The 12,018-nt window shown below is 58.8% G+C and carries 8 protein-coding genes, 1 rRNA gene and 1 pseudogene; 2 read left to right on the plus strand and 8 right to left on the minus strand.

Annotation, left to right across the window (positions count from 1 at the left end; genetic code table 11):
* Nucleotides 1-130: 130 nt before the first annotated feature.
* Nucleotides 131-246 (plus strand): 5S ribosomal RNA (gene rrf, locus QRN50_RS00005).
* 117 nt (nucleotides 247-363) lie between these two features.
* Here rrf and QRN50_RS00010 read toward each other — a convergent pair.
* The 7 genes from QRN50_RS00010 to QRN50_RS00040 all read right to left on the minus strand — a co-directional run bounded on the left by QRN50_RS00010 (nucleotide 364) and on the right by QRN50_RS00040 (nucleotide 9,678).
* Nucleotides 364-843 (minus strand): SRPBCC family protein, encoded by a 480-nt coding sequence (locus QRN50_RS00010; protein WP_024643245.1) that lies wholly within the window; start codon nucleotides 841-843, stop codon nucleotides 364-366.
* A 33-nt stretch (nucleotides 844-876) separates the two neighbouring features.
* Nucleotides 877-4,323 carry a non-ribosomal peptide synthetase gene (locus QRN50_RS00015; protein ID WP_285427486.1) on the minus strand — a complete coding sequence of 1,149 codons (3,447 nt, stop codon included), beginning with the start codon at nucleotides 4,321-4,323 and terminating at the stop codon, nucleotides 877-879.
* Nucleotides 4,320-5,267, minus strand: a complete 948-nt coding sequence (locus QRN50_RS00020; protein ID WP_096126793.1) for a diiron oxygenase — start codon at nucleotides 5,265-5,267, stop codon at nucleotides 4,320-4,322. The genes QRN50_RS00015 and QRN50_RS00020 overlap by 4 nt, the downstream gene beginning before the upstream one ends.
* Before the next feature lie 42 nt (nucleotides 5,268-5,309).
* The gene (locus tag QRN50_RS00025; protein WP_011269372.1) at nucleotides 5,310-6,086 is read right to left on the minus strand and encodes a DUF3050 domain-containing protein; all 777 of its coding nucleotides are present in this window, start codon (nucleotides 6,084-6,086) and stop codon (nucleotides 5,310-5,312) included.
* An 818-nt stretch (nucleotides 6,087-6,904) separates the two neighbouring features.
* Nucleotides 6,905-7,642, minus strand: coding sequence for a GntR family transcriptional regulator (locus tag QRN50_RS00030; protein WP_011269371.1), 738 nt, complete (start codon nucleotides 7,640-7,642; stop codon nucleotides 6,905-6,907).
* 318 nt (nucleotides 7,643-7,960) lie between these two features.
* Nucleotides 7,961-8,968: an aldo/keto reductase gene (locus QRN50_RS00035; RefSeq protein WP_024659488.1), complete on the minus strand. Its 1,008-nt coding sequence runs from the start codon at nucleotides 8,966-8,968 to the stop codon at nucleotides 7,961-7,963.
* Nucleotides 8,969-8,988: 20 nt separating this feature from the next.
* Nucleotides 8,989-9,678, minus strand: coding sequence for an HAD-IA family hydrolase (locus tag QRN50_RS00040; protein ID WP_003407919.1), 690 nt, complete (start codon nucleotides 9,676-9,678; stop codon nucleotides 8,989-8,991).
* A 275-nt stretch (nucleotides 9,679-9,953) separates the two neighbouring features.
* On the opposite strand from QRN50_RS00040, the gene QRN50_RS00045 reads away from it, so the two are divergent.
* Nucleotides 9,954-11,435, plus strand: a complete 1,482-nt coding sequence (locus QRN50_RS00045) for a YdgA family protein (protein ID WP_058823219.1) — start codon at nucleotides 9,954-9,956, stop codon at nucleotides 11,433-11,435.
* A 59-nt stretch (nucleotides 11,436-11,494) separates the two neighbouring features.
* On the opposite strand, the pseudogene QRN50_RS25765 reads toward QRN50_RS00045, so the two are convergent.
* Nucleotides 11,495-11,851 (minus strand): annotated as a pseudogene (locus tag QRN50_RS25765) (methyl-accepting chemotaxis protein); the annotation flags it as partial.
* Nucleotides 11,852-12,018: the final 167 nt, after the last annotated feature.

A 12,018-nucleotide genomic window follows, 5' to 3' on the forward strand; every position in this document is an offset into this window, starting at 1 on the left:
GTGAGAGTAGGTCATCGTCAAGATTGAATTCCAGAAACCCTCTTCGCTTACGCGTCGAGGGTTTTTGTTTAAGTAGAAGTCACCAAAATTCGCTGGAACGTTACCTGTTAACGGATCGGCAACAGAATTTCTTGACGACCATAGAGCATTGGAACCACCTGATCCCATCCCGAACTCAGCAGTGAAACGGTGTATCGCCGATGGTAGTGTGGGGTTTCCCCATGTGAGAGTAGGTCATCGTCAAGATTGAATTCCGAAACCCCTCATCGCTTACGCGATGAGGGGTTTTGTCGTTATGGGGCATCAAATAAAAAAGCCCGCTCAGGCACTCGCTCCGAGCGGGCTGCTGTGATGCAGCATCAATCAGCCAAACAGGCTGCGCACGTTACTCATTGCGCCATCTGCAAACCCCTGAAGAAACGCCTCGAATGCATCCCCTTCAGGCCCATTCTCAACAGGGTCTGCAACAATCGTCCAACTGGCGATGCAGGTATCGCCGTCACCGGTTGCTTCAACAGTCATTGCCGCCCACAGATTGCTGACCGGCAAGCTGGTGTGGATCAGTGACCAGGTCATATAAAGCGCTTGATCGTCCCAGGAGTTCAGTTGTTCGATGGCCACGTTGCCATCCTTGAACAGCTTGCTGCGAACCGAGCCCGGACCTTCGCCAGTGACTTCGATGCTCTCCAGCGCCGGTATGAATGCCTGGAAGCCACCGAAATTGCCGACGACAGCCCACACGCTGGCCGCATCACCGGAGACGTCCACGGCGGACACCACTCGGCATGCCTCTGGGTTCTTGATAAGGGTGTCGGGTTTCAGATTGCTATGAAGTGTGTTCATGTCGTTCTCCATTTATCTCAGGGGGGTAATGGCTCAGATGAAGTCGATTTCTTTCAGGTAATCGCAGCCCCTGCGCAGTAACGCCGGAGTCTTTTGCGGGTATTGCTCGCCCATGCGACGAATGCCGTTCAGGGTGTTGCGGTGCTCGATCATCGAGATATCGCCGATGTCTTCTTCAAACCCGTCCAGATAGAACCCCAGCACGCCAAACAGCGCGTTCTGGCTGTCGACGCGCCTGAGTTGCATCTGCCATTGCTCGACGCTGACCAGCTCGAACTGACGCCCTGCCTCGCGGAAGGCGTGCACGTAGTCGCTCCAGCTCAAGGGCTCGGGGTTATGCAGGTTGAACACCGCGTGTTCTGGCTGGTAACGGCTGGCATGAAAGCCGATGAAACGCGCCAGAAAGTCCACTGGCATCAGGTCGAAGTTGATGGCGAACGCCGGAACCTGACCCAATTGCAGCGAACCCTTGAGCATCAGCATCAAGCGGTTTTTCTGTGGCTGACACACGCCGGTAACGCTGTTGAAGGCGATGTTGCCGGGGCGATAGATGTTCACCCACACACCTTGGTCCCGGGCACATTGCAGGATGCGCTCAGCCACCCACTTGGAGAGGTTGTAGCCGTTCTTGATGTAGATCGGCGGGGTCGCGGCAGCGGGTTGTTCAAGCACATTACCGGCGGCATCGATGGCACTGCAGGCAGACAACGTCGACACGAAATTGAAGATCTTTTTACTGCGCCCTTCACACAGCTTGAGGCATTCAAAGACCGGGGCGACATTGTCTTTGACCAGGCTTTCATAGTCCTGAACATGGTTCACATTGGCAGCGTTGTGCACCAACGCACCAAACTCGAGATCCAGCCGCTCATACACCGCTTCACTGAGCCCCAACCGGGGCTTGGTCAGGTCAGCGGGGTAGACCTTCACGCGGCTCAGGTCCAGGTGATCCAGACGGTTTTCCCGCAGGGCATGTTCGAAGCGCTGTTGCGCGCTTTGTCCAGAAGCCTCGCGCACCAGGCAGGCTATCTCGGTCGCCCCCCGGTTGAGCAGCGCTTCGACGATATGCACACCCAGAAAGCCATTGGCACCCGTGACAATCACTTTATGAACATCACCCAGCCTGCTGACGGGCAATGTAGCCAGCTGAAAGTCCGGGTTCGCATCCCGCAGGGCCTGAGCACTGAGGACTCCGGCAGAAGTGCCGTCACTGGCGATTAGGCTGGCGAGCGTCAGCACGGTCGGTGCTTCGATAAAACGATTGATGGGAATGCTGCGCCCAAAGCGCTCACGAACCCCCAGCAACAGGCGCGACAGCAGGATCGAGTGACCACCGAGATTGAAAAAGCTGTCATCAGTCGAGATGTCGTCTGGCGGCAGCTCCAACAGCTCGCCCCATAGCTCCAGCAGCGCCCGCTCCTGCTCCGTCTCGGGCTGGCGACGAGCGTGCTGCCCGATAAAGCTCAGCGGTATTTCCAGAAGCGCTTTGCGATCGACCTTGCCGTTGCTGGCGAACGGCATGCCGGGCAACATCTTGTAGACGGCGGGATGCATGTAATCAGGCAACAGGCGTTGTACATGCGCTTTCAGTGCCTGTTCGTCATGCTCAAGGTACGGTTGAGCGAGAAACGCCAGAATTCGTCGCTGTCTGTCGATCACCACGGCAACCTGTCGATACAGTCCGCTGTCACGCAGGCAATGCTCGATCTCTTCCGGCTCGACCCGAAAGCCGCGAATCTTCACCTGATTATCACGACGACCGCTGAGGACGATGCCGTCAGCCGTCCACTTGGCGATGTCGCCGGTGCGATAGGCACGCATAAGCTGGCCATCCGGCTTCGTCAGCCACACATAGCGCTCGGCGGTAAGCGCGGGATTGTTTACATAGCCCAGACAGACGCCGGGACCGATGATGTACAGCTCACCCTGAGTCTGTTCGGCCACGGGCTGCAATTGCTCGTCCAGAATCCACGCCTGGCTGTTGGCGATCGGTCGGCCCAGATGTCGGTTGCTGCTGGACGGCCCGAACTCGCAGGCGGTGACCAACACCGTGGCCTCGGTGGGGCCGTACAGGTTGTGGAAATGACATTGCCTGGTGAGTTGCGCAATCACGTGCGGCTCACAGACGTCGCCTCCGGTCATGACATGCTCAAGCCCCAGCGGTTGATCCAGCGGCAGGATGCTCAACAGCGCCGGCGGCAGGAATGCATGGGTGATGCCTTGTTGCAGCGCGCTGACCAACTGCAACGGATCACGTCGCTGGTCTTCATCGGGGACCACCAGCTCGGCGCCACTGAGCCAGGTGGGGAAAATGTCGATAATCGATGAGTCGAAACTCAGCGTAGAGAATTGCAGCACCCGGCTGTGTTCACTCAGGCTCAAATGCTCGGCATACCAGGCGGTGAAGTGGCTGAGATTGCGCTGGCTGAGCAATACGCCTTTCGGCTGTCCCGTGGTGCCCGACGTGTACAGCGCCATGCAGGGCGCATCCTGATCGGTAGCAACGCGTACATGGGTTGAAGCTCCATCCCCCACAGGAACCGCAGCGATATCCAGCGCCGGAAATTCCGCAGCCGCCAGCGGGTGCGAGCCATCGTGCAGCAACAGCATCGCTCCCGAGTTTTCCAGAATGTACTGCTGACGCTGCACGGGCTGGCCGGGATCAAGTGGCAGGTAAACCGCACCGCAACCCAGAACCGCGAGAATGCCCGCATACAGCTCGGCTGACTTGTGCAGGCAGATACCGATCACGGCAGGTGTGCCGGCTTTCGCGAGCGCCAGCAACGGCTGCAGCAAGCTTTGGATGGCAAGACTGTGCGCGTGCAGTTGCCGATAGCTGAGCGTCCGGTTGCGAACGGACAGTGCCGGGCGTTCGGCAAACTTCAGCAGCGCCTGCTCCAGCCGCTCGGTGATGGGTGTTTCGGACAGTTTCAGCAGATGCGGTTGATGTGTCTGATTGAAACGATGCTCGAACAGCAATTGATCAACCGCCTGCAAGCCGTGCTGCCGATCGTTCCGGGCGGGTGTGACGCTTGTCAGATCGTTGAGACAGTCGTCGTCTCTGGATAACCGGCTGATCTGCAATGTCGCCAGATCCACCATGGCTGCGACAGCGGCATCACGCAGTACCCGCCCGTTGCCTGATTCCTCGACCGCAAGCCACTCATGAACGATCAAACGTCGAGCCTCGGCTGCGCCATGCCAGCACAGCAGCTCTAGCCGAGGTAACCCGTATTCCAGTTCCCCGCTGATACCGACCCGCAGTCGCAGCTGCGTGGAGTGGCCGAACGCATTCAGTTGTTCCTCGAACAGGTCCAGGCTGCCGTCTTCGATCAGCACGCCGCCATCAGGCACCGTCAACGCGTCCAGCGCCTGCTGATCAGACAGATGCCGCACGCCATGCCCGTGGTCCAGCAGCTCGCTATTCAGTTCACTCAAGGTCAGGCTGTGACCGATGAGCACAATCTCCAGGCGCTTCATTGCAGCGTCCCCTGCGCAGGCAGATAGTCCGCCAGCGCCCGCTGCACACAAGGATCGTCCAGCATCGAGCTGTTCTTGAAGAAACGCACGATGTTGGCCACCAGTGGATGATGGCGGTTGACTGGAAAACTCACAGCCCTGGTCTCATCCCTGAGCGCCTGCTTGACGGTGTCCGGCACCTGCAGGTGGTCGATCAGGGTGAAGTCGAAGCCATTCTGAATATCGTTGGTCAGGTATTGAGCGATGAACACCGGCATGATGCGGGCGATGGATTCCCGGTCCTGTTGGGGAGCGGTATGCCAATAGATGCGTACCAGCCGCGCCCAGAAGCCCGAGTGACGCCCCTCGTCCAGCAAGTGGTCGGCCATCAGCCCCTTCACCGATTGCTTGACCGATTCGTCCTTGGCAAACGCCGCCACGTCATTGGTCACGGTGTTCTCCGCGATGGCGACACAGATCAGCTCCACCGCGCTGCGCAGATGCTCGGGGGCCAGAGCCAATGCGGCGGGAATGGCCCGGCTGAGTTCAATCTCGTCCGGCAACGGGATAGGTTCTATGCCCGTCAGGGCGATGGTCTGTTGCATGAAGTCCATCGCCACCAGTGCGTGGTAGTCCTCATCGACCACCACCGTCATCGCGTCATAGCGACAGGCAAACGGGAAGCGAATCGCGAAGTTGTCCTTGGCGATACTGCGCGCGGTCCTGTCGACGATCTCGGTCTCGAAGATCACCACATCGTTGATGAACTTGTAGAGGCTCTGCACCAGCGCGTAATCGCGCCAATGCGCGCACTCGCGGGTGAACGTGTCACTGAGCACCAGCGGCTGTCGGCTGAGGGGGTAGATGAGTTTTTCATCGTTCTCGACCATCCTGCGTGGACGCGTACGAATGGTGGCGCGACCTTCCCACGCATCGATGAACGACATGTAGTCTTCTGCTTTCATGATGGCTTCCTTGTAAAGGCTTCAGGGTGTTGCGAGCGGGTCCTACGCGCTGGCCTGCATGCGCGGCGTTCGCATGCTCAGGCGCAGCGTGTCCCATAGCCGGATCCTGCTTTCCACAGCCGCGATGGCGGTCTGATAAACCTCTCGTTCGCGCTGCGTGTCGCCAGCAACCAGACGAGCCAGCAACTGCTCTGCTGCCGGGCCGTGATCTTCAGCGTCCACTTCGATGTGGCGCTCCAGGTAGTAGCGGAAGGTGGGTGCCTGGTCGGCGGTGATGCCCCAGTCATCGAGGATGGTCTGGAACATCAGCGGGATGACACTCTCGCGACCATGCAGAAAGGCCGCAGCAACGCTGTGTGCCGGCGCATGCAGGGCGATGTCGAGGGTGTGTGTCACGAATGCCGTCGCCGCCTGCCCCGCGTCGACGTGTTGCAGCGCAGTGGTGTAACGCATGCCCTGTCTCTGCAGTTCGATGAAGCGCTCGATCTGTACCGTGCTCGCGCCAATCTCGCGCATCGCATCCAGGTACAGCTCGAAGTGGCTGTAATGACCCGCGCCCAGTCGGTCATCGGACTCCTCCCCCAGCACGATCTCGTTGATCAGGCGGGCAGCGGAAGCATCTGTCGGCGGCAACCACGGCAATTGGGTGCAGGTCAGTTCCTGTTGCAGGCGCTTGGTCAGCGACATGAAATCCCAGACCGCGAATACATGGGTTTCCATAAAGCGCCGAAGTACATCCAGTGTGGTGATTTCTGCAAAGATCGGATGACGGCCAAGTTCAACTTTCTTGTGTGCGAGCAGTGTTTTTTCACAAAGCATAGTGATGTCCCTATTGTCATGGTGGTGGTCAGTGGTAATGCAGTTACTCAAGGGGTGAGCGTTATCGGCAGTGCGACGATGACACGTAATAAAGTCCCCGAATGCGAGGCGAACAAGGGCCTGAAGTGTGAGGGCTGATTTGCCACAAACACGCATCGGTTATTGAATTACACGATACAGCGCAACGCCGGTTTACCGAGCCTTGGCCCTTGTGGGGCAAGGTGTTCACCCCGGCATGCCGTCGATAACACGGCCGGCGAAGAAAACTTAAAACAAATTTAACAAGGGCTGCAATCGTTTTTTAATAATAATTAAAGGGGGTGTTTTTTGAGGGTGTAAGTGGCTATATAAAACGTCGGGTGTACGTTTTACAGGCGCGCAGACAACCCTTCCGACTGATTAAGTCAGAATTATTAATAATGAGCGAATGCCTCGCCCAGCGTTGCCGATGTGCTGAATAATCAGGGTTCTGGATTTTTTTAATGGGCGAAGTTGGAAATGACTTCCACTGTCTGTTTGCCCCGTTCAACAACTCCTTATCCATTGAGTTCATATGAACAGAGAACCGCTCCGATCCTGCGCGAGCCGTTCAGCCGTAGCCAGGGAACATCCTCCGGTTGGTTTCCTCAGCGTCACGGCCGAGTTTGCCTCATTCCAGCGTTGGGCCATCCGGCAGATCAGGAAAATAGCGATAAAAACGCCATGCCGGGGTTGAGCCTGGCGATACGCTGACGAGGTGTGAGGCGGAGGACGGGAGGTACAAGCGGCCAATCCGCAGACGTTGTGTCACCGCCTGCTGGATAGACCGCCTTGATGATTCAGGCGGGGTTTTTCTTCGCTGCGCGGGGCGGCTTGGCCTTGGTGGCCTTTTTGCTGTTCAGGTATTGAGTGACAGCCTGAACGCCTCGGTTGAGGTGATGCTGCAGTGCTTCGACACAGGGTTCGATCGCTTTCTGCTCGGCGAGCCGCAACAGTTGCCAATGGTCATCCTGAGAAAGCTTGCCCAGGCCCATATCGGACAGATTGAAACGCAGGAAGCGTTCTTCTTCGTTCAGGCCTTCTTCAACCAGACGCATGAGACGCGTGTTGTGGCTCTTGGCATACAGCGACAGGTGGAACATCCGATTGAGTCTGCCGATCTGGCCGAAATCCGTCTCGACTTCAAGCTGCTCGATGTAGCCCTTGGCCGCCGCCAGATCGTCGGCATCCAGCAACGGGATAGACAGACGCAACGCTTCGGATTCCAGCAGTATGCGCAGGGCATAGGCGTCCACTGCGTCTTCGGTGATCAGCGGCGCGACCACCGCGCCCTTGTGCGTTTCGACACGCAGCAACGACTGCGCCTCGAGCTGGCGCAGTGCTTCGCGCACAGGCATGCGGCTGACGCCAAACAGCGTCGCCAGTTCCTGTTGGCGCAATGCCGTGCCGCTTGGCAGGCTGCCATCGATAATGGCGTTTCGCAGCTTTTCTTCAATCACGGTTCTGGCAAGGTGCGCCGGAGGCTGCTCATTGCCCAGTACGGAGCCCAGAAAGGCTTCTCTATCTGATTTGCGCATTGGCCTACTTCTTCATCAACCCTGGCTGGACAATGTCCAATTAATCGCTTTGTTGCCGACAGACTAGCCAAGACTTGCCAGTCCGTCGCGAAAATACAAACATCATCATGTTTAACGGCGAGCAGCGAATCGCGCTGCAGCCCGGCGAACTCGACAAAATACGCGTCTATCTTAGCGCTCATCGACCTCACGTACCGAGTGCGTATTCACAGGTAACAGGAGTTTCACGTGTTGTTTTTATGACAGCGCGCTCTGAAACGACCGGTCCAGAGCGCAACAGTGACACGCTCGCGGCATAAGGCCGCAGGCGTGATCGTTTCAGCGCGTCAGGCGGCCGGAAACGAAGTGCTGAACGTCATTGAAGCCGGGCGTCGACGCATGGCCGGGGGTCACCAGCGAATCGATGAACGCTTCGTCCTCAGCGGTGATATCCACCGTGAGTGCCTTGGTATACCCGTCCCACTGCTGCTCGGTTCTTGGTCCGACGATGGCTGAGGTCACGGCCTGGTTGTTGAGGACCCAGGCAATGGCGAACTCGACAATGCCGACGCCTTTGTCCTGCACATACGCCTGAATTCGCTGCGCGATACGCAACGACTCCATGCGCCATTCGGTTTCCAGCAGTCGCTTGTCCTGACGTCCGGCGCGGCTCTCGCTGTCGGGAGCGATGTCCGGAGCGTATTTACCACTGAGCACACCGCGGGCGAGCGGGCTGTAGGGCACGACGCCCAGGCCATGATGTGCGGCTGCAGTGATCTGCTCGACCTCGGCCTGGCGGTTGACGATGTTGTACAGCGGCTGGCTGATGACCGGCTTGTCCACGCCCAGGCGTTGCGCAACGTTGACGATTTCAGCAATTCGCCAGCCGCGGAAGTTCGACACGCCCCAGTAGCGGATCTTGCCTTGCCGGATCAGATCGCCAATCGCCGACACCGTCACTTCCAGCGGCGTGTCGTGATCTTCCTTGTGCAGGTAATAGATATCCACATAGTCGGTATCCAGCCGCCGCAGGCTGTTCTCGATGGCATTGAACATGTGCTTGCGGTTCAGACCGGCCCGATTGGGCACACCATCGGACGGGCCGATCGCGACCTTGGTGGCCAGCACCCAGTCGCTGCGCTGTGCCGCGATGGCCCGGCCGACGATTTCCTCCGAGCGCCCGGCGTTATAGACATCCGCCGTGTCGATGAAATTGATGCCTTGATCCCTGGCCTTGTCGATGATGCGCAGCGATTCCTCGGCAGCGGTCTGCTCACCGAACATCATCGAGCCGAGTGTCAGTGTGGAAACCTTGAGGCCGGACTGGCCAAGGGTTCGATAATTCATGCTCAGCATCTCCATGTCATTCAGGCGAGCTCAGGCAACCCCCACGCCTTGAGCGGGAAGTCGGCCAGCGAGCCCAGCAGCAGGTCCGCATGCTCGTATTGCTCGACCGGCATATGCGAGTCCGGCACGGCCACCGCGTACATCCCGGCAGCCTTGGCGGCGGTCACACCGAATGGCGAGTCTTCGAAGACCAGGCAATCGGCGGGCGAGACGCCAAGACGGCGGGCGGCGACCAGAAAGATGTCCGGGGCTGGCTTGGCAGCGCCGACTTCCGGGTCGTCGGCGGTGACGACGGTGTCGAACAGCTCGAACCATGCGCGGTGCAGGGTGGTCTTGGCCTCGAAGTAATGCACCGACGAGCTGGTGCCCACGGCGATCGGAATATTATGCGCAGCCAGATGACGGACCAGCGCTTCGGCACCCGGCATGGCTGCGGCGCGCGGGAAACGCTCTTCAAGCATGGGCTCTCTGACTTCGAGAAACTCGTCGATCGACATCGGCAGCTCCAGCGCCTTGATCACGTAGTCCGAGAAGTCCCGGGCACCGCGGCCAATGGTGTGCTGCTTGACCGACCAGTCGAAGGTGCGACCGTGGCGGCTGGCAATCAAGTGGGTGACTTCGGTGTAAACCCCCTCGGTGTCCAGCAACAGGCCATCCATGTCGAAAATGACGGCCTTGATCGGGCCTCGTTGTTTTTGCTGCTCGCTCATGTGATCACGTCCTGTTCGCAAATTCGTTTCAGCCTAACGTTTCCGGGAAGGCTGTGGCTAGGGTCTGTTTCAAAACCTTTCCGCGGGATTGGCATGCGCAACAAAAGGCACAAGGCCATGTCCAACGCGCTTACAGAAGGGCGACGCGCCCACAGAAATGGCCATGAAGGCTGGGCTCTCGGGATCTGCCGATGATAGTCTCTCGCGGCTTTCAATCGGCGCTGCCGCTCCCGGTACGACTTTCCCATCATCAGAACGGATATCTTCACGTCACTATGAATAAATCAGCAGGTATAGCGATTGGCGTCATCGTCGTAGCGGGCGCACTGGCTACGGCTGGTGCCTGGTACACCGGCAATCAACTGGAAGGCGCGCTGAACGACTCGATCAGCAAGGCCAATCAGGAGCTGGCCAAGTCGTTCAAAGGCACGGACACCAGCGTCAAACTGGAAATGCTCTCGCTCGACAAGCACTTCTTCAGCAGCACGGCGCACTACCGCGTCGACATCCAGAACCTGTCCGATAGCACCCAGGGAGGCCAGTTCTTGTTTGTCGACCATATCGAGCACGGCCCCATTCCGCTGTCGCATCTGAAAACCCTGAACCTGCTGCCGGTCATGGCCCTGAGCAATTTCCAGATGGAAAAAAGTCCAAGCGCCGAGAAATGGTTCGCCATGAGCAAGGACGTTCCACCGCTCACGGGTCAGGCCAGCATCGGCTATGACCGCGCCACCAAAGGCACGCTGCAGATGGCTCCGCTGGAAATGACCGACGTCGACGGCACGTTCCGTTTTTCAGGTCTGGACCTGAACGCCGAGTCGTCCGCCGACGCGGAGAAATTCAGCCTTGCGGGCAACATGGACAATTTGCAACTCAATGTCGCGTCGCCCGACGGCCCGGTCAGCATCGAAATCAAAGGCATGACCTTCGACACGGGTGGTACCAAAGGCAAGTCCGGTTTCTATCTGGGCCACACCAACATGAAAATCCAGAACGCGGGTTTCCAGGTGGTGGGCAAGCCACAGGTGCAGATTCGCGATTTCACCAACACCAACCTGGCGCAGGAAGATGCCGGTAACCTGGCAGCCCAGATCAACTACGATGCCGGCATGATTGCCTACGCGGGCAAGGACGTCGGTTCTGCGCACATGGGCTTCAAGATCGCCAACTTCGATGTGCTGGCGACTCAGGCGCTGTATCAGTTGTATCAGGATAAAATCCTGCCTCAGCAGCAACAGGCCGCGCAGAAGAAACGTCCGTTCCGCCTGGAGCTGAGCCCGGCTGATCAGGAGCTGATGAACACCCAGATGAAAACGCTGCTGGCGGCCAAACCGCACATCGAGCTGGAAAAGCTCTCGCTCAAGACTAGCAACGGTGAAAGCCACATGCGTATCGCCGTGGACCTGGCCGATCCAGGCCCGCTCGATCAGCCTTCCGATGCGCTGCTCATGAAGAGCCTGGGCGAAGTCAACGCCAAGGTCGTCCTGTCCAAGCCGATGATTCGCGACCTCGCGACCCAGCAAGCCATTCGTGAAGGCCAGACCGACCTCAAGGTCATCGCCGATCAGGCCAAGGCCGCTGGCGACATGGCCAGCGCCATGGCCGAGATGATGCAACTGGCCAAGGTCGACGGCGACAACATCGTCTCCGACCTGCATTACGCCAACCAGATGGTCGACTTCAACGGCCAGAAAATGACCGTGCAGCAGTTCATGAGCAACGTCATGGGCAAGGTCGGCGTGCTGGGTAACCAGTAAGCCGCCTGTAACTCGGTCTGCGTCAGGACGGGCAATATGCCGTCCTGACGCAGGCGCTGCTACTGAGTCAGCCCGCGCAGGGTATCCGCCAGTTGCCGGGTACGCTGCGAGGTGCCCGCCGTCATGTCGCTGGAGCCTTCCAGTTCCGACAGCAGCCCCGTCAGCGTTCCGACCTCAAGGGACTGCTCCTCGATGTGCTGCGCCACTTTGCGAATCTCTTCGGCCAGGCGCTCGATATCGGTGCCGATGTCGTTGGCGTTCTGCGACGTCTTCTGCGCCAGCTGGCGCACTTCATCGGCCACCACGGCAAAGCCACGTCCCATTTCGCCCGCCCGTGCAGCCTCGATGGCGGCGTTCAGCGCCAGCAGGTTGGTCTGTCCGGCGATCTGCTGGATCGTCTGCACCACCGACTGAATGCGCAGGCTGGACTTGGCCAGCTCCCGCGAGCCCAGCACCACCTCGTCAGCCTGACTGACCAGGCTTTTGACAGTGCTGCCCGCTTTGTCGATAACCGTTTCCTGCTGGGTGATGGTCTGCGACAGCTCGTCCATCGACACATGCAGCTCGCCAGAGTAGTGACGCA

Origin of the sequence: Pseudomonas sp. MEJ108, from assembly GCF_030208985.1 — a bacterium.
Lineage (GTDB): Bacteria > Pseudomonadota > Gammaproteobacteria > Pseudomonadales > Pseudomonadaceae > Aquipseudomonas > Aquipseudomonas fragariae.

What these genes read in the sequence shown, in the direction of transcription:
- QRN50_RS00015 (WP_285427486.1), bottom strand. Translation starts at nt 4,323, where the DNA reads ATGAAGCGCCTGGAGATTGTGCTCATCGGTCACAGCCTGACCTTGAGT.
- QRN50_RS00010 (WP_024643245.1), bottom strand. Translation starts at nt 843, where the DNA reads ATGAACACACTTCATAGCAATCTGAAACCCGACACCCTTATCAAGAAC.
- QRN50_RS00035 (WP_024659488.1), bottom strand. Translation starts at nt 8,968, where the DNA reads ATGAATTATCGAACCCTTGGCCAGTCCGGCCTCAAGGTTTCCACACTG.
- QRN50_RS00020 (WP_096126793.1), bottom strand. Translation starts at nt 5,267, where the DNA reads ATGAAAGCAGAAGACTACATGTCGTTCATCGATGCGTGGGAAGGTCGC.
- QRN50_RS00030 (WP_011269371.1), bottom strand. Translation starts at nt 7,642, where the DNA reads ATGCGCAAATCAGATAGAGAAGCCTTTCTGGGCTCCGTACTGGGCAAT.
- QRN50_RS00040 (WP_003407919.1), bottom strand. Translation starts at nt 9,678, where the DNA reads ATGAGCGAGCAGCAAAAACAACGAGGCCCGATCAAGGCCGTCATTTTC.
- QRN50_RS00045 (WP_058823219.1), top strand. Translation starts at nt 9,954, where the DNA reads ATGAATAAATCAGCAGGTATAGCGATTGGCGTCATCGTCGTAGCGGGC.
- QRN50_RS00025 (WP_011269372.1), bottom strand. Translation starts at nt 6,086, where the DNA reads ATGCTTTGTGAAAAAACACTGCTCGCACACAAGAAAGTTGAACTTGGC.